Origin of the sequence: Mycobacterium sp. E3198, assembly GCF_001667015.1 — a bacterium.
Classification (GTDB): Bacteria; Actinomycetota; Actinomycetes; order Mycobacteriales; family Mycobacteriaceae; genus Mycobacterium.
In genome coordinates this window covers 1-20,820 of record NZ_LZIS01000183.1, presented here as the reverse complement: position 1 = coordinate 20,820, position 20,820 = coordinate 1, and the positions used below count along the sequence as shown (strand labels likewise).

The 20,820-nt window shown below is 69.5% G+C and carries 24 protein-coding genes and 1 pseudogene; 7 read left to right on the top strand and 18 right to left on the bottom strand.

The window, feature by feature from the left end:
• Positions 1-32 precede the first annotated feature (32 nt).
• The 7 genes from A5673_RS20520 to A5673_RS20490 all read right to left on the bottom strand — a co-directional run bounded on the left by A5673_RS20520 (position 33) and on the right by A5673_RS20490 (position 5,976).
• Positions 33-509: a DUF3180 domain-containing protein gene (locus tag A5673_RS20520; protein WP_068236594.1), complete on the bottom strand. Its 477-nt coding sequence runs from the start codon at positions 507-509 to the stop codon at positions 33-35.
• Positions 509-1,036: a 2-amino-4-hydroxy-6-hydroxymethyldihydropteridine diphosphokinase gene (folK, locus tag A5673_RS20515; protein WP_068236591.1), complete on the bottom strand. Its 528-nt coding sequence runs from the start codon at positions 1,034-1,036 to the stop codon at positions 509-511. The genes A5673_RS20520 and folK overlap by 1 nt, the downstream gene beginning before the upstream one ends.
• Positions 1,033-1,434: a dihydroneopterin aldolase gene (folB, locus tag A5673_RS20510; protein WP_068236588.1), complete on the bottom strand. Its 402-nt coding sequence runs from the start codon at positions 1,432-1,434 to the stop codon at positions 1,033-1,035. Before folB ends, folK begins: the two co-directional genes overlap by 4 nt.
• Entirely contained in the window at positions 1,427-2,251 is an 825-nt protein-coding gene (gene folP / locus A5673_RS20505; protein WP_156748429.1) for a dihydropteroate synthase, read from the bottom strand. Before folP ends, folB begins: the two co-directional genes overlap by 8 nt.
• Positions 2,248-2,880, bottom strand: a complete 633-nt coding sequence (gene folE / locus A5673_RS20500; RefSeq protein WP_068236585.1) for a GTP cyclohydrolase I FolE — start codon at positions 2,878-2,880, stop codon at positions 2,248-2,250. The genes folP and folE overlap by 4 nt, the downstream gene beginning before the upstream one ends.
• A gap of 16 nt (positions 2,881-2,896) precedes the next feature.
• Positions 2,897-5,269, bottom strand: coding sequence for an ATP-dependent zinc metalloprotease FtsH (gene ftsH / locus A5673_RS20495; RefSeq protein ID WP_068236582.1), 2,373 nt, complete (start codon positions 5,267-5,269; stop codon positions 2,897-2,899).
• 290 nt (positions 5,270-5,559) lie between these two features.
• Positions 5,560-5,976, bottom strand: coding sequence for a VOC family protein (locus A5673_RS20490; RefSeq protein WP_068236579.1), 417 nt, complete (start codon positions 5,974-5,976; stop codon positions 5,560-5,562).
• 135 nt (positions 5,977-6,111) lie between these two features.
• On the opposite strand from A5673_RS20490, the gene A5673_RS20485 reads away from it, so the two are divergent.
• Genes A5673_RS20485 through A5673_RS20475 form a run of 3 tightly spaced genes read left to right on the top strand, consistent with a single transcriptional unit; the run spans position 6,112 to position 9,280 of the window.
• The gene (locus tag A5673_RS20485; RefSeq protein WP_156748427.1) at positions 6,112-7,080 is read left to right on the top strand and encodes an alpha/beta fold hydrolase; all 969 of its coding nucleotides are present in this window, start codon (positions 6,112-6,114) and stop codon (positions 7,078-7,080) included.
• Positions 7,077-8,267, top strand: coding sequence for an LLM class flavin-dependent oxidoreductase (locus A5673_RS20480; protein WP_068236577.1), 1,191 nt, complete (start codon positions 7,077-7,079; stop codon positions 8,265-8,267). Before A5673_RS20485 ends, A5673_RS20480 begins: the two co-directional genes overlap by 4 nt.
• Positions 8,267-9,280 (top strand): zinc-binding dehydrogenase, encoded by a 1,014-nt coding sequence (locus A5673_RS20475; protein WP_068236574.1) that lies wholly within the window; start codon positions 8,267-8,269, stop codon positions 9,278-9,280. Before A5673_RS20480 ends, A5673_RS20475 begins: the two co-directional genes overlap by 1 nt.
• On the opposite strand, the gene A5673_RS20470 is transcribed toward A5673_RS20475, so the two are convergent.
• The 4 genes and pseudogenes from A5673_RS20470 to A5673_RS30670 all read right to left on the bottom strand — a co-directional run.
• Positions 9,281-9,565: a WXG100 family type VII secretion target gene (locus A5673_RS20470; RefSeq protein ID WP_068236571.1), complete on the bottom strand. Its 285-nt coding sequence runs from the start codon at positions 9,563-9,565 to the stop codon at positions 9,281-9,283.
• A 30-nt stretch (positions 9,566-9,595) separates the two neighbouring features.
• Complete coding sequence (locus A5673_RS20465; RefSeq protein ID WP_068236567.1) at positions 9,596-9,892, bottom strand: WXG100 family type VII secretion target; 297 nt, start codon at positions 9,890-9,892, stop codon at positions 9,596-9,598.
• A 76-nt stretch (positions 9,893-9,968) separates the two neighbouring features.
• Positions 9,969-11,048 (bottom strand): PPE family protein, encoded by a 1,080-nt coding sequence (locus A5673_RS29660; RefSeq protein WP_068236564.1) that lies wholly within the window; start codon positions 11,046-11,048, stop codon positions 9,969-9,971.
• Between the two features lie 395 nt (positions 11,049-11,443).
• Positions 11,444-11,737: pseudogene (locus A5673_RS30670) on the bottom strand (PE family protein); the annotation flags it as partial.
• Between the two features lie 170 nt (positions 11,738-11,907).
• Between A5673_RS30670 and A5673_RS20450 the strand changes: the two are divergent.
• A complete protein-coding gene (locus A5673_RS20450; RefSeq protein ID WP_068236559.1) occupies positions 11,908-12,261 on the top strand; it encodes a hypothetical protein in 354 nt (117 codons plus the stop codon).
• Between the two features lie 61 nt (positions 12,262-12,322).
• Here the strand turns inward: A5673_RS20450 and A5673_RS29235 are convergent, their stop codons facing one another.
• The 3 genes from A5673_RS29235 to A5673_RS20435 all read right to left on the bottom strand — a co-directional run bounded on the left by A5673_RS29235 (position 12,323) and on the right by A5673_RS20435 (position 14,380).
• Positions 12,323-12,496, bottom strand: a complete 174-nt coding sequence (locus A5673_RS29235) for a hypothetical protein (RefSeq protein WP_156748425.1) — start codon at positions 12,494-12,496, stop codon at positions 12,323-12,325.
• A gap of 332 nt (positions 12,497-12,828) precedes the next feature.
• Positions 12,829-14,070, bottom strand: a complete 1,242-nt coding sequence (locus A5673_RS20440) for a PPE family protein (RefSeq protein ID WP_068236557.1) — start codon at positions 14,068-14,070, stop codon at positions 12,829-12,831.
• 10 nt (positions 14,071-14,080) lie between these two features.
• Positions 14,081-14,380: a PE family protein gene (locus tag A5673_RS20435; protein ID WP_068236553.1), complete on the bottom strand. Its 300-nt coding sequence runs from the start codon at positions 14,378-14,380 to the stop codon at positions 14,081-14,083.
• Positions 14,381-14,664: 284 nt separating this feature from the next.
• Between A5673_RS20435 and A5673_RS20430 the strand changes: the two genes are divergently transcribed.
• Complete coding sequence (locus tag A5673_RS20430; RefSeq protein ID WP_068236550.1) at positions 14,665-15,399, top strand: SIMPL domain-containing protein; 735 nt, start codon at positions 14,665-14,667, stop codon at positions 15,397-15,399.
• 8 nt (positions 15,400-15,407) lie between these two features.
• Here the strand turns inward: A5673_RS20430 and hpt are convergent, their stop codons facing one another.
• From hpt to dacB, 4 genes are read right to left on the bottom strand one after another with little or no spacing between them, the layout of a single operon-like run.
• Complete coding sequence (hpt, locus tag A5673_RS20425) at positions 15,408-16,019, bottom strand: hypoxanthine phosphoribosyltransferase (protein WP_068236546.1); 612 nt, start codon at positions 16,017-16,019, stop codon at positions 15,408-15,410.
• Between the two features lie 43 nt (positions 16,020-16,062).
• Entirely contained in the window at positions 16,063-17,022 is a 960-nt protein-coding gene (gene tilS, locus A5673_RS20420) for a tRNA lysidine(34) synthetase TilS (protein ID WP_068236543.1), read from the bottom strand.
• Complete coding sequence (locus A5673_RS20415; RefSeq protein WP_068236540.1) at positions 17,001-18,065, bottom strand: zinc-dependent metalloprotease; 1,065 nt, start codon at positions 18,063-18,065, stop codon at positions 17,001-17,003. The genes tilS and A5673_RS20415 overlap by 22 nt, the downstream gene beginning before the upstream one ends.
• A complete protein-coding gene (dacB, locus tag A5673_RS20410; RefSeq protein WP_156748423.1) occupies positions 18,062-19,447 on the bottom strand; it encodes a D-alanyl-D-alanine carboxypeptidase/D-alanyl-D-alanine-endopeptidase in 1,386 nt (461 codons plus the stop codon). The genes A5673_RS20415 and dacB overlap by 4 nt, the downstream gene beginning before the upstream one ends.
• 115 nt (positions 19,448-19,562) lie before the next feature.
• Between dacB and A5673_RS20405 the strand changes: the two genes are divergently transcribed.
• Both A5673_RS20405 and A5673_RS20400 read left to right on the top strand, forming a co-directional pair.
• Positions 19,563-20,051, top strand: coding sequence for an inorganic diphosphatase (locus tag A5673_RS20405; RefSeq protein WP_068236631.1), 489 nt, complete (start codon positions 19,563-19,565; stop codon positions 20,049-20,051).
• A gap of 56 nt (positions 20,052-20,107) precedes the next feature.
• Positions 20,108-20,820: hypothetical protein (locus A5673_RS20400; RefSeq protein ID WP_231971153.1), on the top strand; the 713-nt coding region annotated here is incomplete at its 3' end.

Genomic DNA, 20,820 nt, shown 5'->3' with positions numbered 1-20,820 from the left:
TCGCCGGGTCGTGGCGGGGGTCCCGGGGCGCGCTACGTTTCCGCGCCCTCGCCATGGTCGGTCGGATCCTGCGGGGACTTGCAGCAATGCTGCAGCCACAGCGCGGCGACGACCAGCGCCAGCGCGCTGACGGCGGCCACCACCGTCCCCGTGGTGTCCTCGGCGGCGACACGCAGCCACGACCGCCGGGGGAAGAAGTACACCAGCACCCCGATCCACCAGCCCAACACCAGCGCACCCACCCAGGCCGACGCCTTGGCCACCATGACGCTGCGCGCCACCGCCAGCGGGTGCAGCCAGCCGGGGCCGGCCCCGATTTCGCCGTCGTTGATCTTGAGTCGCACGTAGCGCGCCCACAGCGCCTCGGCGATGGCCACGCCCAGCAGCGACAGGCCGGTCCACACCGTGATCGGCGGAAACCACCGGTACAGGGTGGTCACCAGGAGGTAGCCCACGACCGCAGCGCCGACCACCGCGGCCGTCAGGTCACGCTTGCGGGTTGGGCCCATCAGGTATGGGACCCCTTCGGCTGCAGCGTCAGGCCCGAGAGCCGCACCCCGGCCCGGTCGGCCGGCTCGAGTTGGGCCAGCAGCTGCGCGACCGGACGCGGCCCTTCGGCGACCGTCAGCTGCGCGTCGGGCTCGATGGCCAGCCACGGCACCATCACGAAGGCCCGCAGGTGGGCCAGCGGGTGCGGCAGCGTCAGGTTGGGTTCGCGGACGATCACCTCGGTATCGCCGTAGCAGGCGATCAGGTCGACATCGAGGCTGCGCGGTCCCCAGCGCTCGCCGCGCACCCGCCCCGCGACCCGCTCGAACTCCTGCGCCCGGCGCAGCCAGCCCTGCCCGTCACACTCGGGGTCCTCCGCGATGAGCGCCGCGTTGAGGAACGGCGCCTGCTCCACGCGGCCCCACGGGTCCGTCTCGTACACCGGGGACACCGCCACCAGCGCCTCACCCAGCCCGTCGACCACCGACTGCAGACGCGCCAACCGGTCGCCCAGGTTGGAGCCGATGGACAGCACGACGCGCGTCATACCGCCCCACCCGCCGGGATCACCGAGCCGCGACCGCCCCGCCGCGACCGCCGAACCACCACGGCGACGTCGGCGAACGGCTGCGGGATGGGCGCCTGCGGCTTGTGCACCACCACCTCGACGGCGTGCACCCGTTGGTCGCCCATCACCCGGTCGGCGATCTCACCGCCGACCGCCTCGATGAGCCGGCGCGGCGGTCCCCCGACGACGTCGGCGGCCAGTTGGGCGAGCGCGCCGTAGTCGTAGGTGTCGGCCAGGTCGTCACTGGCGGCGGCTTCGGCCAGGTCGATCCACACGGTGATATCGACGACGAACTCCTGCCCGCTCGCGCGCTCGTGCTCGAAGACCCCGTGTCGGCCACGGGCCATCAAGCCGCGCAACTCGATTCGATCAGCCATCGTGGTTCCACGCCTCGACGACCTTGAGGGCATCGACGGAGGCGCGCACGTCGTGCACGCGCACGCCCCACGCCCCGGACTGGGCGGCCAGCGCCGAAATCACCGCGGTGGCCGTCTCGCGCCCGTCGGGCGGCCGCGGCAAGCCGTCGGGTCCGGCCAACAACGTGCCCAGGAACCGTTTCCGCGACGCGCCCAGCAGCACCGGTACCCCGGTGGCGACCAGCTGCGGCAGCGCGTGCAGCAGCGCCCAATTGTCTTGTCCTGTCTTGGCGAATCCCAGCCCGGGGTCGATCACCAGCTGGTCGGGATCCACACCCGCGGCCACCGCGTCGTCGACGCTGGCGAGCAACTCGGCGCGCACTTCGGCCACCACGTCGCGGTAGTGCGGCGCCTGGTGCGGGCGCTCCGCGGACACCGATCGCCAATGCATCAACACCCACGGCACGCCCGCCTCGGCCAGCAGCGGCGCCATCGCCGGATCGGCCCGCCCGCCCGATACGTCGTTGACGATTCGCGCGCCGCTCTGCAGCGCCGCTCGCGCCACGTCGGCGTGCATGGTGTCGATGCTCACGGTAATGCCCTGTGCGGCAAGTTCCTTGACGACCGGGACCACCCGCGATGTCTCGAGGCGCGCGTCGATGCGGACGGCGCCGGGCCGGGTCGACTCCCCGCCGACGTCGACGATCCCGGCGCCCTCGGCGGCCATCGCCAGGCCGTGGGCGACGGCGTCGTCGGTATCGAGGTAGCGCCCACCGTCGGAGAAGGAGTCGTCAGTGACGTTCAGAACTCCCATCACCTGCACGGGCGCCGAACTCACTTGCGCAGGATCAGGTCGAGCGCTTCGGCTCGAGAGGCGGGACTGGTCTTGAACATGCCACGCACCGCCGACGTCGTGGTGATGGCTCCGGGCTTGCGGACACCGCGCATCGCCATGCACAGGTGTTCGGCCTCGACCACGACGATCACGCCGCGGGGATCCAGTTTGTTCACCAGGGCATCGGCGATCTGACTGGTGAGGCGCTCCTGCACCTGGGGCCGCTTGGCGTAGAGGTCCACCAGCCGGGCGATCTTCGACAGGCCGGTCACCCGGCCGTCCTTGCCGGGGATGTACCCCACGTGCGCCACCCCGTGGAAGGACACCAGGTGGTGCTCGCAGGTGGAGTAGAGCGGGATTTCCTTGACGATCACCATCTCGTCGTGGTCCTCGTCGAACATGGTGTTCAGGACGGAGTCGGGATCGGTGTAGAGCCCGGCGAACATCTCGCGGTAGGCGCGCGCGACCCGGGCCGGGGTGTCCTGCAAGCCGTTTCGGTCCGGGTCTTCGCCGATCGCGTGGAGCAACTCGCGGATCGCCGCCTCGGCGCGTTGCTGATCGAACGCCCGTATGCGTGGGGTCGGGTGGCGGGTGTCGGGCCCCAAATCCGGCCCCAAATCCGGGAGAGCCATCGCAATCCTCCGTTCGTCAGCCGTGGGCCGGCGGGTTGGACCGGCTCACGTCATCGCCCCGGTTGTCGGGAGCCTTAGCGGCATCCGGCTTCGGTTGAGCGGGAGGCGGATAGGGCGGATAGGGCGGGTAATGCTGGCGACCCTGGCCCTGTGGGCCGTGCTGGCCCGGGTAACCCGGTGCGGGCTGCGGCCAATACGGCTGCGGCGGGGGCGGCGCGGGGCTTCCAGCGGGCGGATGCCAGTGGTTCGGCTGCTGCTGGTGCTGCGGCGGCCAGCCCGGCGCGTACCAGCCCGCCGGTGCGCCGTAGTCGGGCTGCGTCGCGCCCTGCGGAACGGGCTGGCGGCTGCCCTGGTCGCCATGAGAACCGTTGCCGCCGTTAGCGTTTCGAGCCGCCTCAGCTTGCGCGGCCTCGCTGGCCCGCGCGATGGCCGCCTTGAACGCCGGTTCCTGCACCGGCGGTGGCCACGGCTCGCCCCGCTCCATGGCCAGCTCGCCCGGCGTCTTGATCGGCGGCTTGTCCGACGGGATCCGGCCACCGAAATCGTCGAACATGGTGAGCCTGGGCCGCTTTTCGACCCCGGAGAAGATGCCCTCCAACTCGGCCCGGTGCAGGGTTTCCTTTTCCAGCAGCTCGCCGGCGAGGGTGTCGAGCACGTCGCGGTATTCGGTGAGGATCTCCCATGCCTCGGTGTGCGCCGCCTCGATCAGCTTGCGGACCTCGTCATCGATGTCGCGGGCGACCTCGTGGGAGTAGTCCGCCTGCGTGCCCATGGTCCGGCCCAGGAACGGGTCGCCGTGCTCGGAGCCGTATTTCACGGCGCCGAGTTTCGAGCTCATGCCGAACTCCGTCACCATCGCCCGGGCGATCTTGGTGGCCTGCTCGATGTCGGACACCGCGCCCGTCGTCGGCTCGCGGAACACCAGCTCCTCGGCGGCGCGCCCGCCCATCGCGAACACCAGCTGAGCGATCATCTCCGAGCGCGTCCGCAGGCCCTTGTCCTCCTCGGGCACCGCCACCGCGTGGCCGCCGGTGCGCCCCCGGGCCAGGATCGTCACCTTGTAGATCGGCTCGATGTCGGGCATCGCCCAGGCCGCCAGCGTGTGCCCGCCCTCGTGGTAGGCGGTGATCTTCTTTTCCTGCTCGCTGATGATGCGGCCCTTGCGGCGCGGCCCACCGATCACCCGGTCGACCGCCTCCTCCAGGGCGGCGCCGGTGATGACGGTGCCGTTCTCGCGCGCGGTCAGCAGCGCCGCCTCGTTGATGACGTTGGCCAGGTCGGCGCCGGTCATGCCGACGGTCCGCTTGGCCAGCCCGTCGAGGTCGGCGTCGGGACCGATCGGCTTGCCCTTGGAGTGCACGCGCAGCACCGCGCGGCGGCCCGCCATGTCGGGGTTGGTCACCGGGATCTGCCGGTCGAAGCGGCCGGGCCGCAGCAGCGCGGGGTCGAGGATGTCGGGGCGGTTGGTGGCCGCGATCAGGATGACGCCGGTGCGATCGCCGAAGCCGTCCATCTCGACCAGCAACTGGTTCAGCGTCTGCTCGCGTTCGTCGTGCCCGCCGCCCAGGCCGGCGCCGCGCTGGCGCCCGACGGCGTCGATCTCGTCGACGAAGATGATGCACGGGCTGTTCTGCTTGGCCTGCTCGAACAGGTCGCGCACCCGCGAGGCACCCACACCGACGAACATCTCGACGAAGTCGGAGCCGGAGATCGTGAAGAACGGCACCCCGGCCTCGCCCGCCACGGCGCGGGCCAGCAGCGTCTTGCCCGTCCCGGGGGGCCCGTAGAGCAGCACGCCCTTGGGGATCTTGGCGCCCAGCGCCTGGTACCTGCTCGGGTTCTGCAGGAAGTCCTTGATCTCGTAGAGCTCCTCGACCGCCTCGTCGACGCCCGCGACGTCGGCGAACGTGGTTTTCGGCATGTCCTTGTTCAGCAACTTCGCGCGGGACTTGCCGAACCCGAAGCCCATCCGGGCGCCGCCCTGCATCCGGGAGAACATCACGAACAGGCCCACCAGCAACAGCAGCGGCAGCACATAGACCAGCAGCTCGCCCAGGATGCTGCCCTCATTCACGACGGTGCTGACCTTGGCGTTCTTCGAGTTGAGCGCGTTGAACAGGTCAACGGCATAGCCGCTGGGGTACTTGGTGATGACCTTGTCGGAATTGTCGGTGTCCTTGTTGCCCTTCTTCAGGGTCAACCGCAATTGCTGCTCGCGGTCGTCGATCTGCGCGCTCTTGACGTTGTCGCCACTGATCTGGGACATCGCCACCGAGGTGTCGACGGGCTTGTAACCGCGGGTGTCGTCGCTAAAGTAAAAAAACGACCAACCCAGCAGCACCACAACGGCGATCGCCGTGAGCGTGCGAATCACGTTTTTCCGGTTCATCAATCATCGGCCTCGTCGGCCAGGTCCTTCCGCGAAACACGAAGCTGGAAAAGTCCAGGCTACCGCTAGTGTCGATCGCCAGCCCCGGCAGAGCCGGGGCGTAGCGGGTCGGCACCATTGGCGCAGTGTCGATCGCCAGCCCCGGCAGAGCCGGGAGGCGCCGCCTTGCTCAGACAACGACCGGCAGTTCCCCATCTGGTTCCCGACGTGGCAAACCACACATCGCCGAGCGTCACGGCAGCGTGACTACCGCCGGCCGTCGTCACGCTGGCGTGACACTCGGCGGCCGCTCACTCGTAATAGCGTGCCTCGACCACATTGCCGTCGGGGTCGGCGAAGTAGTAGCCCTGCGGCGCAAACCCGCGTGCCCCATAGCTGTTGTTCAGCCGCGCGCTGGTGTCCACGCCCTCTTCCCGCAGACGCCGATCCAACGCCTCGTACTCGGACTTCGACATCGCCAGGCAAACGTGGTTCACCGGATGGCCGGCGCTGCCCACGACCTTCGTCAGCGTCTCGGTGCCGGAGGCGTTGGTCGTCGGCAGCAGGTCGATGATGGAGTCTTCGCACACGCGCACGCTCGGGAATGGCGCTTCCCCCGCCTCGAACTCGGCGAACCGCACGGGCGCGAGGCCGACCACCCGCGAGTAGAAATCCATCGAGGCTCGCGAATCCTTGGTCCATAAGACGACGTGGTCCAGCCGCTTCATGCGAATACCCCTTCAGCTAACGCCAATGCATCAGTCGCGATGTCTACCAGGCGGGCGGACGCCGCAGGGCAGAAAGGCGATTTCCGATCCGGACATACCCTTCTCAGCCCGGGGTCCTTGTGCTTTGGTGAGACGGTGCTTTCGTCAACCGAACGGTTAGTGGATACCAACGGCATACAACTGCGGGTGACCGAGGCGGGAGATCGCGGCGCCCCCGTCGTGATCCTGGCACACGGGTTTCCCGAATTGGCCTATTCCTGGCGCCACCAAATACCGGCCCTGGCCGAGGCCGGCTACCACGTGCTGGCGCCCGATCAACGGGGCTACGGCGGCTCGTCTCGCCCGGAAGCGATCGAGGCGTACAACATTCACGAGCTCACCGCCGACATCGTCGGCCTGCTCGACGACGTCGGCGCCGAGCGCGCCGTCTGGGTCGGACACGACTGGGGTGCGCCCGTGGTCTGGCACGCGCCGCTGTTGCATCCCGGCCGGGTCGCGGCCGTCGCCGCGCTCAGCGTGCCGGCGCTGCCCCGCGCGCAGGTGGCGCCGACGAAGGCGTGGCGCAAGCTGTTCGGCGAAAATTTCTTCTACATCCTCTACTTTCAGGAGCCCGGCGTTGCCGACGCCGAACTCGGGGGCGACCCCGCCCGAACCCTGCGCCGGATGATGGGCGGGTTGACGACTTCCGGGGGCCCGGAGGCGATGATGAAGATGGCCACCCCGGGCCCCGAAGGTTTCATCGATCGGCTTCCCGAACCGGACGGGCTACCGGACTGGATCAGCCAGGACGAACTCGACCATTACATCGCCGAGTTTTCCCGCACCGGATTCACCGGCGGCCTGAACTGGTACCGCAATTTCGACCGCAACTGGGAGACCACCGCCGAACTCGACGGCGCCAAAATTGCTGTGCCGTGCTTATTCATGGCCGGGACCGCCGATCCCGTGTTGGGATTTACCAGTACTGACCGCGTGTCGGAGGTGATCTCCGGGCCGTACCGCGAGGTGATGATCGAGGGCGCGGGCCACTGGCTGCAGCAGGAACGGCCAAAAGAAGTCAACGCCACCCTGCTGGAATTCCTCGACGGATTGGAGCTGCGATGAGCGCGCCGCTGCGTTTCGGAGTCTTTATCACCCCGTTCCATCCGACCGGCCAATCCCCCACGGTCGCATTGGAATACGATATGGAGCGTGTCGTCGCACTGGACCGCCTCGGGTTCGACGAGGCCTGGTTCGGCGAGCACCACTCCGGTGGCTACGAGCTGATCGCCTGCCCGGAGGTGTTCATCGCGGCCGCGGCGGAGCGCACCAAGCACATCCGGCTGGGCACCGGTGTGGTCTCCCTGCCCTACCATCATCCGCTGATGGTGGCCGATCGGTGGGTGCTGCTGGACCACCTGACCCGCGGTCGGGTGATGTTCGGGACCGGTCCGGGCGCGCTGCCGTCGGACGCATACATGATGGGCATCGACCCGGTCGAGCAGCGGCGGATGATGCAGGAATCGCTCGAGGCGATCCTGGCGCTGTTCCGCGCGGGGCCGACGGAGCGAATCGACCGCCACTCCGACTGGTTCACGCTGCGGGACGCGCAGTTGCACATCCGGCCCTACACCTGGCCCTACCCCGAGATCTCCACCGCGGCAATGATTTCTCCGTCCGGTCCGCGGCTGGCCGGTGCGCTGGGCACGTCGCTGCTGTCGCTGTCGATGTCGGTCCCGGGCGGCTACGCCGCGCTCGAAAACACCTGGGAGGTGGTGCGCGAGCAGGCCGCCAAGGTCGGCCGGGAGGAGCCGGACCGGTCCGACTGGCGCGTGCTGAGCATCATGCACATCGCCGACAGCCGCGAGCAGGCGATCGACGATTGCACCTACGGGCTCGAGGATTTCGCGCACTATTTCGGCGCGGCGGGCTTCGTGCCGCTGTCCAACGCGGTCGACGGCGAGGCGCAGACGCCGCGCGAGTTCGTCGCGGACTATGCGGCCCAGGGCAATTGCTGCATCGGCACGCCCGACGACGCGATCGCATACATCGAGGACTTGCTGGAGCGGTCGGGCGGTTTCGGAACGCTGTTGATGCTCGGCCACGACTGGGCCTCACCCGAGGCGACCTACCATTGCTATGACCTGATGGCCCGCAAGGTGATTCCCTATTTCAAGGGGCAACTCGAGGCGGCGCGCTCCTCCCACGACTGGGCCAGGGGCAAACGCGATCAATTGATCGGACGCGCCGGCGAGGCCGTCGTGAAGGCCATCACCGAGCACGTCGAGGAGCAGAAAGGCGCGGGAAGCTGATGCGCGCTGCGGTTCTACGCGACGGCCGGATGGTTTACCGGGACGACGTCCCCGAGCCCGTGCCCGGGGCGGGCCAGGTGCTGGTGGGTGTGAAGGCGTGCGGAATCTGCGGTTCCGACCTGCATTTCGCCGCGCACGGCGACGAGGTGGTGGAGATGACCGCCCAGGTGGCCGCCGGCGCCGGGGGCATGGCCGTCGACCTGAACAGCGACGTGTTCATGGGACACGAGTTCAGCGCCGAGGTGCTCGAGGCCGGACCCGACACGGAAACGCACCCCCCAGGAACCCTGGTCACCTCCCTTCCCGTGCTGCTCTCCGCCACGGGCGTCGAGCCGATTGTCTACAGCAACAGCACCATCGGCGGCTACGCCGAGCGGATGCTGCTTTCGGCGCCGCTGCTGATGCCCATTCCCAACGGCCTGGACCTCAAGCATGCCGCGTTGACCGAGCCCATGGCGGTCGGTCTGCACGCCGTGAACAAGTCGAACATCGCGCCCGGCGAGACCGCCCTGGTGCTGGGTTGCGGGCCGATCGGCATCGCGATCATCGCGTCCCTTCGCGCGCGAGGGGTGGAAAACATTGTGGCAGCCGACTTCTCGCCGAAGCGGCGCGAGCTGGCCACCGCGATGGGAGCGCACCGGGCGGTGGATGCGGCCGAGGGCTCGCCGTTCGACAGCGCCAAACCCGCCGTCGTGTTCGAGGCGGTCGGGGTCCCCGGGATCATCGACGACGTGCTGCGCCGGGCGCGGCCGGGCACCCGCTTGGTGGTCGCGGGCGTCTGCATGCAGCCCGACACCGTGCACCCCTTCTTCGCGATCGCCAAGGAGATCAACGTGCAATTCGTGCTCGCCTACAACCCGGAGGAGTTCGGCGACTCGCTGCGCGCGCTGGCCGAGGGCGAGATCGACGTCACGCCGTTGATCACCGGAGAGGTCGGACTGGAAGGGGTCGGCCAGGCCTTTGACGACCTGGCCGACCCGGAGCGGCACTGCAAGATTCTGGTTACACCCTAGCTACGCCCAGCTGGAGCCGACCGCGCTGTCGGTGCCGGCCATGTTGTCGCCGGCGCTTTGCACCTTCTGGCCGTGGGCGTTGGCCTGCTCGTAGATCACCTGGAAGTTGCGCCCCAGTTCGGTGACGAACTGCTGGCAGGCCGTCGACCCGGCGCCGCCCCAAAAGTCCCCGGCGGCAAGCACATCGCGGACGATGGCCTGGTGTTCGGCCTCCAGCGAAGCGGCCTGCGCGCGGATGGTGGCGCCATGGGAGTCGACGTCGGAAAATTGATAGTTGATCGTCATGTGGAAAGTCTCCTGTTCTGGTCGGTGGGGCTAGCTGCTCAGGACCTGCTGCGAGGCCTGCTCTTGTTGTTCGTAGTTATTGGCGTCGCGGACGAGGCCGTCGCGGACCCCGTGCAGCATGCCGACGATGTTGCGGAAGGCCTGGTTCATCTGGCCCATGGTGTCCAGCGAGGTCGCCTCGGCGGCCCCGCTCCAGCCCGCGCCGGAGATGTTCTGCGAGGACGCCCACATCCTGCGGGCCTCGTCCTCGACCGTCTGGGCGTGGACCTCGAAGCGGCCCGCCATGTCGCGCATCGCGTGCGGGTCGGTCATAAAACGTGCGGTCATTTCATTTCTCCCTTTGAAAACTGTTGTGTTTCGGGTGATTTGTCGCCGATAGGTCGCGGAGCTTGTCCCCCTTCCGTCATCCGACCGCGCGCGGCAACACGCTCATTCGGGGCAGCTCGGCTGCGCCGGACGCGCGCATCTCCATGCCCGCGACGGTGGTCGCGGGGACACCGCGTGACCCCAACAGCGGCGCGCCGGCGGGGCCGCCGCCCATGGCCGCGACGTCCGGGGTGGCGGCCGCCGGGACCGCGGCGGGCGCCCAACCCGAGGGGACCGACAGGCCCCCGACCGAGGTCGCCTGGCCCAGCGCCGCCGACGGCATCAAGCGCTCGGGCGCGGCCGGCACCATCGGTGTGACGCGCATGCGGGGGGGCGCCGGCATCGCGGGTATGGACGGCGGCCGCATGACCGGCCCCGGCGCAAGCATCGGCGTCCCCGGATTCGGCGCGGTCGTCGTGCCGGCGCCCTGGCCGAGGGGCGTGCCGAGCAGTCCGGCGAATTCGCCGATGCCGGATTGCAAGCCACTGATCAGCGACGAGGCGGACGAGCCGAGCGTGGACTGCGCGGCGCCTTGCAGGTTGGCGACGGCGGCCTCGGCGCCCGCGATGACGCCGCCCGCCAGCCCGGCTGGGTTGGTGGTGGGCGGCGCCGTCGCCATCGGGGCCAGCGCAGCCGCCGCCGCCGCGGATGCGGCATAGGCGTACATCGCCGCGGCGTCCTGGGCCCACATCTCGCCGTACTGCGCCTCGGTCGCGGCGATCGCCGGGGTGTGAATGCCCAGGAAGTTGGTGGAGACCAGGAACATCAGCAGGGAGCGGTTGGCGGCGATCACCGGCGGGGGCACGGTCGCCGCGAAGGCGGCTTCGTGTGCGGCCGCCGCCGCGGCCGCCTGCATTCCGGCCTGCTCGGCCTGCGCGGCGGTGCTGTGCAGCCAGGCCACGTAGGGTGCGGCCGCGGCCGCCATCGATGCCGAGGCGGGGCCCTGCCAGCCGGCGTCGGTGAGTTCTAGGATCGTCGACCCGTAACCGGTTGCGGCCGAGCGAAGTTCGGCGGCCAATCCGTCCCAGGCCGCCGACGCGGCCAGCATCGAAGACGAGCCCGGCCCTGCGTACATGAGCCCGGAGTTGATTTCCGGCGGAAACGCTGCGAAGTCCATTGGTAGATCCCTTCCTTGAGTGGTTGTGGCTACGCCCGCACCGGCACGGGGACCGTGGGGGCTGAGGGCGCGGCGGGCGCCGGGTGGGCGGACGCGGCGGGCGCCGGGTGGGCGCTGTATCCGCCCCCGTATGGCGCCTGGTGACCGCCGTAGTTGAAGCGCGCGTAGGGATCCACGCGGCCGCCGCCGTACCCGCCGCCATACGGCGCCCGGCCGGCGGGTGCGGCGGGTGCCGGGTTCGCGGGCGCGGCGGGCGCCGGCCGGGTGGGCGTGCGCGGCGTCGTCGGGCGGGCCGGCGCGCCCGGGGCGGTGGGAGCCATGCGCGCGGGCATCGCGGGGCGGGCCGGCGCCGTCGGCGCCATCCGGGCGGGCGCGGCCGGCATATGGCCGCCGGCGGCCTGCGTCGCGTTGGCGGCCTCGGTGGCCGCATACGAGTGGGCGCCGAGTCCCAGGGCGTTGACGAACTCTTCGTGGATGACCGCGGCCTCGGCGCTGATGGCCTGGTAGATCTGGCCGTAACCGGAGAAGGCCGCCGCCGTCGCCGCCGAGACCTCGTCGGCCGCCGCCGGGATCACGCCGGTGATCGGAAATGCGGCCGTCGCGTTGGCCGCGCCGATGGTCGAACCGATCACCTGCAGCCGGCCGGCCGCCGCTGACAACAGGTCCGGCACTGTGACGACAAAGGACATGGGGTGTTCCTCCTGATGAAACCGTGGGGGCTGTTCGTACTCAGTGCGGACACCATGTCATAAATTATGAATCTCTGTCTATTTCTAGACTAATATTTCCCAAACTAATCGGCTTATTCGCAGCTCACGACCTTTTGACCATGTTTCGGCATCCGGTTACTCTCGGTGGCATGCCGAGAACCAACGCAGCCGGCTGGGGCCTGAAGCGGCTGCTCGAAGCCACGCTGAACCGCGACATCACGGTGGAGCAATTGCGCGATGCCTGCGGGGTCACTAAGGGGCGGTGGTATGGCGGGGTCGGGCGCGCCAACGCCGATGACTTCCCGGACGCCGAGGAAGCCAGGCGTGCGGCTCATGCGTTCGGGCTCAGCGCCACGTGGCTGCAGGTCGAACTGGGGCTGATCACCCTCGACGACGTGCGCGAGGCGCTAGACGAGACGCAGTCCCTCGACCCGTTCCGGATGACCACCCGGCAACGGGTGTTGCAGATCCCCAATCCGGCGCCAGATCCGCCGCGCGACTAGGTCAGCGTCGGGGTAATAGGCGGGCCGAACGCCGACCTCCGTCGGCTGGCGAGATCGTCGACTATTGCCAGTCGCGCGGCATGTCGCCCGCGTGGTTGGGGCACACGTCGCGCGTGGCGGCGCGCAGGACGTGCGCCGCCTCCAGCGGTGGAATCTCCCGGGAAAGCACCACGAATGCGTACTCGGACGGATACGACGAATAGCCATTGATCATCGCGTCGGCGTGATCGTCCATCAGCGCGCACGCTTGTTGCTCATAGTTGGGTTCGGCGTGGGCGGTGCCGGAGCCGCACCAAACTGCTACGCCGACCGTCGCCGTGGTCGCTACGAGCCTGATGGTGTGCTGGCCGGTGGCCTTGATTCGCTTCGTGCGCCGAGCGGCGTGAGAGTACTGGCGTGTGTGTAATTGCTTGGGGGACATATGAAGCTGTACCCAAGAGCGCGCGACCTAAACCACCAACTTTGTCGAGGTGAACCTTCTTAAGCGTCAATTATTTCCGGGTCCCGAGGATGCGATATTTCTGAATACCTTGTGCATTAACAACTTTCGGTCCGGATCCACGATCCTCATCCACCGGCGGACGGCTGCGGCAGCACCGTCGGCTTGAATCCGTATCGCGGAGCGGCAAAGTGGGCCATGCCGCGGCCGCCCCCGCCGCCGAGCAGCGGCAGCCCACCCAACGCGCTCGTGGCCGGCTCGACCGACGCACCGGCCGAGAGGCCGTTGAGCGCTACCGCGGCGGGCGTCGGGGCCGGCACCGAGCTGGCCCAGGAGGCCGGCGCCGACAACGTCCCGATCTTCGCGCCGTTTCCGGCGGCTGCCACCACGCCGCCCAGACCGCCCGCGTGGGGAAGGGCAGCGGGAAGTGCGGCCGGCAGGTCTTTGGCGGCCTTGGCGGCGGCTTCCGCACTCTCGCTCGCCCACTTCGGCAGGTCATGCGCGAGGCCGAAGTAGTCCTTCATCTGGGTGACCGTGAGACGAGCGGGGTTGACCATTCGAATGTAAGCGTCCGCGAGCGTGCTGCCATCCACGGTTGCGGACCCGGTAATGCCTTCCACCACGTCACCGAGCATTCCGTTCACCACGAGCCCGTCACCGTTCGCATTCCAGGTGTGTCCGGTCAAGCCGACCGCAGCCAAGAGGTTGGTCGCCCAAGGGGGCTCGTTCGTGATGCCCGCCAACTGTGACAGCGCCTTCGGCACCTGGTAGAGGCCCTGCGCGGTGGCGGCTCCCTGGATCGCATCGAAGACCGCGGCGCCTTGGGCGCCCAGTCCAGTTAGCGAGGTGGCGGCCGCTGCCGGCGTGAACTCCGGCAGCGTCGTTGCCGCCGCCGCCGAACCGGCATAGCCATACATCGCCGCCGCGTCCTGGGCCCACATCTCGGCATACTGCGCCTCGGTGGCAGCGATTGCCGCAGTGTTTTGGCCCAGCAAGTTTGTCGCCAAGAGCGCCATCAACAACCCCCGGTTGGCCGCGACCTCCGCAGGCGGGACCGTCGCAAGGAATGCCGCGTCATAAGCACTCGCCGCCGCCACGGCCTGGGTGGCGGCCGTCTGGGCCTTGCTCGCGGTGTTGCTGAGCCAAGTGGTTTGGCGAGTGGCCGCGGTCGCCATGGCCGCCGCGGCCGGACCCTGCCACGGGCCGTCGGTCAATCCCGTGATCAGCGACTGGTACGCGGAGGCCGCAGTCTGCAGCTCGGTTGCCAGGCCGTCCCAGGCCGCCACGGCAGCCAGTATCGACCCCGCCCCAGGACCGGAATAGATGAGGGCCGAATTGATCTCGGGTGGCAATTGCGCAAAATCCACCATGTCTGGCCGCCTATCCGACCGCGTGTGCGTTGGCCGTTTCGGTGGCCGCATAGGAGCCGGCGCTGACGCCGAGTGTGGTCGCCAGCAGCTCACGCAGTGCTGTCGCCTGCGCGCTCACCTCCTGGTAAAGCCTTGCGTGCGAGGCGAACTGAGCTGCCGTCAGCATCGACACCAAGTCGGCAGCGGCCGGCACCACTCCCGTCGTCGGGGCGGCCGCGGCGGCGTTTCCGGCCGCCACCAACGCATTCAGGGACTGCATTTCGGCGGCAGCGGCCGCGAGCAACTCGGGTTGTGCGATCACGATCGACATGGCTTCTCCTTAAAAACACTTCCAGCCAATGGATTTCGGCACCAACGGCGGCACCGGAAGCAGATCAGAGGTTAGGCCGGGCGGGTGCGGGGACCACAACCCTTCGGCGTGCGTGTTCATTGCCGAGTCGAAAACTGTTCATTTAGCTGGAGCCACACGCTGCAACTTTTGCGAATTCGATGAAAGTCGTTGTGAACCAATATGATTAGAGTTCAGCATGAACTTTGACGCAATCGCCGCAAGGCGCACTAGGCTTTGCGCGCCAGTGGCGCTAGTGTCCACACATGCCGATCGCACCGAACGCCCCGAGGTTCGCCCGCAGGTCGATTGCCTTGACCGCCGCCGGCTTGACCGTCGCCGTCCTGTCGGCGTGCGACACGCACAACGCGGCGCCGCCGGGCGCGAACCCCCGCCAAGTGACCGTCGTCGGCTCGGGACAGGTCCAGGGCGTCCCCGACACCCTGACCGCCAACGCCGGCATCGAGTTCACCGCCCCGGACGTGACCACCGCGATGAACCAGACCAACGCACGCCAGCAAGCGGTGATCGACGCGCTGGTCGGGGCCGGGCTGGACCGCAAAGGCATCAGCACCACCACGGTCACCCTCGAACCGCAGTACAGCAACGGCGCCGCCACGATCACCGGCTACCGCGCCACCAACGCGCTTCGGGTCACGATCCATCCGACCGACGCCGCGTCCCGAATGCTGGCCCTCATCGTCGGCACCGGCGGCGACGCCACCCGAATAAGCTCGGTCAGCTACTCCATCGCCGACGACTCGCAGCTGGTCAAGGACGCCCGGGCGCAGGCGTTCAACGACGCCAAGGCCCGCGCCGACCAGTACGCCCAGTTATCCGGCCTGCGCCTGGGCAGGGTGCTCTCGATTACGGAGGCCTCCGGCAACGCGCCCGTGCCCGGCGGGCCGCCGGCGCCGCAGCGCAGCATGGCCGCGGTCCCGCTGGAGCCGGGGCAGCAGACCGTGAGCTTCTCCGTGACGGCGGTGTGGGAGCTCGACTAGCTCGCCGGCTACTCCTCGTAGACCCGAGGATCCAGGGTCCCGATGTAGGCCAGGTCGCGGTAGCGCTCGTCGTAGTCCAGGCCGTAGCCCACGACGAAGTCGTTCGGAATGTCGAAGCCCACGTACGCGATCTCGACCTTGGCGCGCACCGCGTCGGGCTTGCGAAGCAACGTGCACACCCGCAGCGAGCGCGGACGCCGGCTCTTCAGGTTGCGCAGCAACCACGACAAGGTCAGCCCCGAGTCGACGACGTCCTCGACGATCAGCACGTCGCGGTCGTTGATGTCGCGGTCCAGGTCCTTGAGGATCCGCACCACGCCGGACGACGACGTCGAGGACCCGTAGGAGCTGACGGCCATGAATTCGAACTGGGTCGGCACCGGAATCGCGCGGGCCAGGTCCGTGACGAAGATCACCGCGCCCTTGAGCACGGTGATCAGCAGCAGATCCTGGCCCGTTTCGGCGCCATGCTCGCGGTAGTGGTCGCCGATTTCCTCGCCGAGTTCGGCGATGCGGGCCTGAATCTGCTCCGCGGTGAGCAGCACCGACTTGATGTCCCCGGGATACAGCTCTGCGGGCTGCGCCGGGGTGATCGACGGCGACGTCTGGGCCACGACCACAGAGTGCCACGCCGGCGGCCGAATAACCAACGGCAGTCCCCGTTTACACAGACTCGCGCCACATGGTGAGCACGCCGTCGCGCCGCCCGGCGATCAATCGCTCACCCCGCAACGCGGAGCCCACCGCCACCCCGCCCTGCCCGCGCCAGGCCGTGATGAGCGCATCCACGCCACGAATCTGCTTGTCGGTCAACCCGGTCGCGCCGCCGGCCAGCAGCCAGCCACGGATCACCCGCCGGCGCACGGGTCCGGGCAATCCACCGAGGGCTCCGGGCTGCAGCCCCGAACCCGCCCGCACGCCGGGCAGCGCCTGCGCGGCGAGCGCGTCGATCAGCTCGGTATCCTCGCGCAGCGCGGTCGCGGTGCGGGCCAACGCCTCGGCCACGCCGCCGCCGAGCACGTCCTCCAGCAGCGGCAGCACCTCGAGGCGCAGCCGGGTTCGGGTGAAGCGGCGGTCGCTGTTGTGCGGGTCGCGCCAGGCGGTCAGACCCAGTTCCGCGCACGCGGCGTGCGTCACCGAACGCCGCACCCCCAGCAACGGCCGACACCACGGCGGGTCGTGCGGGCGCATCCCGGCGATCGAGCGCACCCCCGAGCCGCGGCCCAGCCCCAGCAGCACCGTCTCCGCCTGATCGTCGAGTGTGTGGGCCAACAGCACCGGGCCGACGCAGGACTCGCGCAAGGCGGCGTAGCGGGCGGAACGTGCCGCCGCCTCCGGGCCGCCGTCCTTGCCCACCTGCACGCAAAGCACTTGCGCGTCAACGCATCCCAGGGCGATCGCCTGCCGGCGCGCGGTCTCGGCGACGGCGGCCGAACCGGCCTGCAGCCCATGATCGACAATCAGCGCGGTGGTGGGCCGAAGCGGCGCCGCGACGGCGGTGAGGGCCAGCGAATCCGGGCCGCCGGACAGCGCCACGCACCACGGCTGCTCGGTGGCGAGCTGGGTGCGGGCGAACGCCTCGACAGCCGTGCGCAGCTGCCCTACAGCACCCTGTCGATCCATCGCCGGGGGTTTTCGATGTCGGCGGGCAGCGGCAGCGTCTCGGGGCCCGACCAGATGGTGTTGAACCGCTGCATTCCCACCCTGCCCACCACGTGGTCCACGAACGCCTTGCCGCGCGTGTATTGGCTCATCTTGGCGTCGAGCCCGAGCAGCGCGCGCAGCAGGCGTTGCAGCGGGGGCTGCTTGCGGTGGCGACGCTCGTCGAATCGGCGCCGGATGGTGGCCACCGACGGCACGACGACCGGCCCGACGGCGTCCATCACGTGGTCGGCGTGACCCTCGAGCAGGGTGCCGAGGACGAGCAGCTGATCCAGGGCCTTGCGTTGCGGCTCGGACTGCACGGCGCGCACCAGCCCGATGATCCCGGGCGCGCCGCCGTCGGATTCGCCGGCCCCGGCGCCGCGGTTGCGCACGAACTCGGCGAGCCGGGCCGCCACCTGGCCGATGTCTTCCCCGACGTCCTGTGTCAGCAGCCCCAACGCCTCGGACATGTAGTGGGACAGCCACGGGTTGGCGGTGAACTGGACCCGGTGAGTCACCTCGTGCAGGCACACCCACAACCGGAAGTCGGATGGCTCGACCCGAAGCTGGCGCTCGACGGCGATGACGTTCGGATACACCAGCAGCAGGCTTCCCTCCGCCGTGTCCGCTTGCGCCCTGGCGAACGGGTCGTACTGGCCGAGGATCCCCGATGACACGAACGCCAGTACCGCGCCCGTCTGCGCACCGGTGATGCGGCCCGTGAGGAAACCCCGCGGCGTCTCGCTGCCGTTGGTCATCACCCGCATCGACTCGGCGGCCGCACCGATCCACTGCGAGCGGTCGACGATGCGGGCGGCCGGCACCGCCCCGCCGGTGACCAGGCCGGTGACTTCGCGCACCGGCGGTTCGGCTTTGGCCGCCGCGCTTGTCAGCTCCTGGATCGCCTGTCGACGGGTGTAGTCGCTGGAGGCCGGGCCCGGGCGGGCGAGCCGCTGGCCGACCGTCGCGGCGAAGCGCCAGTCGACGGCGGTACCGAGGGTCAGGGTGGACGAGGGCGTCATCCGCACCCACAGAACCAGAGCTTGGTGGCCAGCGCATCCATCGCGTTGCGGCCGTTCGGGCCCGCGTCGTTGGACAGGAACGCGAAGGTGAGCACCCGCCCGCTGCGGTCGGTGAGCACCCCGACCAATGAGTTGACGGCGGTCAACGAGCCGGTCTTCGCCCGCAGCCAGCCGGCGGGGCCCCGATCGGTGGCCGCGTCGAGGAACCGGTCGCCCAGCGTCCCGCTGCCGCCGGCGATCGGCAGCAGGTCCAGCAGCGCCCGCAGCGCGGGCTGGTCGGGTCCGGCGGCCGCCTGCACCACGCCGTCCAGCGTCTTGGCCGTCAACTGGTCGTCGACGGACAGCCCGCTGGAATCCACCAGCCTGGCACCGGCGGTCTCCACGTGTGCGGTGCTCAAGCGGTTGGTCACCGCGTCGACCGCCCCGGCGAAGCTCCGCGGCCGGTTGATCGCCGCCGCCACCTCGCGGGCAATGGTCTCGGCCAGCACGTTGTCGGAGTGGTCCATCATCTCCGACAGCCGCTGGATCAGCGGCGCCGACTGCACCACGGCCAGCTGGCGAGCGCCCGACGGCGCGGTGCCGATCGTCACCGCGGCCGGATCCAGGCCGAGGCCCTTGGCCAGCTCCCGACCGGCGTCCAGCGCTGGCGTCCTGGAGCGCCGCGAGTTGACCGTGGTCGGCTGGATGCGCCCGGCGTCGATCATCACCGACTCGATCGGCGCAATGTCGCCATTGTCGACGTCGGCCGGGTCCCAGCCCTGGGCCATCGTCGGTCCGCTGAACGCCGAGGTGTCCACCTGCACCGCGGTAGGGGTCACGCCGCTGCGCTTGACCTGCTCGACCAGGTCGCTGATGCGCGCCGAGCCCCGGTACCAGGTGTCCACCCCCGGCGGCGCCGCCGACAGCGCCGGATCACCGGCGCCCACCAGCACGACGGGGCCCTGCGCGTTCTGGCTGCCGGCGACCACCTGGGTGCTGATCCGGGCCTGACGGTCCAACGTCAGCAACGCCGCCGCAGCGGTGAGGACCTTGTTCGTGGACGCCGGCACCAGCGGCAGGTCGGAGGCCACCTGCCACAGCTCTTTTCCGGTGAGGGCGTCGGTGATCCGGCCACCCAGCTTGCCCAGGTTCGGATCGGCGGCCACGGGTCCCAGCGCGGCGGCGACACCACCCGGGCTGGGCGTCTCGGCGGTGTCGGGCACCGCGACCATCCCCGGCTTGACCGTCGGCGGGCGCGGAGGCGGCACCGGGACGTGCGCGGCGCCGGCGCCATGGCCGCCCGTGGTGAAAAACGTGGCCGCCGCCACCACCGCGGCGACGAACGCCAGCACGGCCAGCCCGATGAACACCTGGGTGGATTTCCGCCAGCGAGTAGGACCCATCACTCTCCTGACTGTTTGAACCTATTCTGCCGAATCGGCCGAATGATGCTCGACTAGGGTGATGCCCGGCGTACTGACCTACCAAGACCCCACCCCTCGTGAAGGAGCCGGCGCGGTGCAATTCGACGTGACCATCGAGATTCCGAAAGGCCAACGCAACAAGTACGAGGTCGATCACGAGACGGGTCGGGTGCGTCTGGACCGCTACCTTTACACCTCGATGGCCTATCCCACGGACTACGGCTTCATCGAGGACACCCTGGGCGAGGACGGCGACCCGCTGGACGCGCTGGTGCTGCTGCCGCAGTCCGTGTTCCCGGGGGTGATCGTGGAGGCGCGCCCGGTGGGCATGTTCCGGATGGTCGACGAGGCGGGCGGCGACGACAAGGTGTTGTGCGTGCCCGCCGGCGACCATCGCTGGGACCACATCCAGGACATCGGCGACGTGCCGGAATTCGAACTGGACGTGATCAAGCACTTCTTCTCGCAGTACAAGGCGCTGGAGCCGGGCAAGTTCGTCAAGGCGGCGGACTGGGTCGACCGCGCCGCGGCCGAGGCGGAGGTGCAGCGTTCGGTGGAGCGGTTCAAGGCCCAGGGGCACTGACCCCACTCACGCTTTCGGCGTAACCGCGCGCCGTGGCGCGGTGGCATCCTGGCGATGTGACCCCGCTGCTGCATTTCGCCGGCAATTTCTGGTGGCTGATCTTCCCGCTGGGCGGCTCGATCGCCGCGAGCGTCCGGGCGGTCGCGGCGGCCAACGAGCGCCGGGCCGAACGGCGGCTCGAGCGCTACCGGCTGAAGCAGCAGGCGAAGATCGCGGCGGCCCAGGCGTCGGGACGCGCGCGCGACAACGCGGGGGCGTCGCGCCGGGAGCTCGCCAAACTTCTTGCGGCGCATGATCGTACCGATGCGCGGTGGTTCGACTACGAGCTCGACATTGCCAAATTGCTGGACTTCCCGATGATGACCGACATGCGCGATCCCCTGACGGTCGCGTTTCACCGGGCGAAGGCCCGCGCGGACCTGCTGCGGCCGGAGCGCGCCGAGGACCTCGCCAGCGACCGGACGGCGCAAGCGGAATACCGCGATGCCGTCCACGAATACCTCAGCGCGTTCGAGATCGCCGAGGCCGAGGCGATCCGCCGCCGCCGCAGCGACTTCTCGGAGGACGACCAGCAGCGGCTGGCCCGCGCGCAGAACCTGCTGCACTTGGCGCAGGACGAGGCGGCCACGCGCGACGAGCGCCAGAACGCCTACCTGCGGGCGCGCCGGGAACTGGACGGGCTCATCGTGCTGCCGGCGCCAGGCCAGGGCCGCCGCGGCGGGTGCGGGTTAGGCCTCGATCTGGCCGGCGATGCGCCGTTCGATGGCGG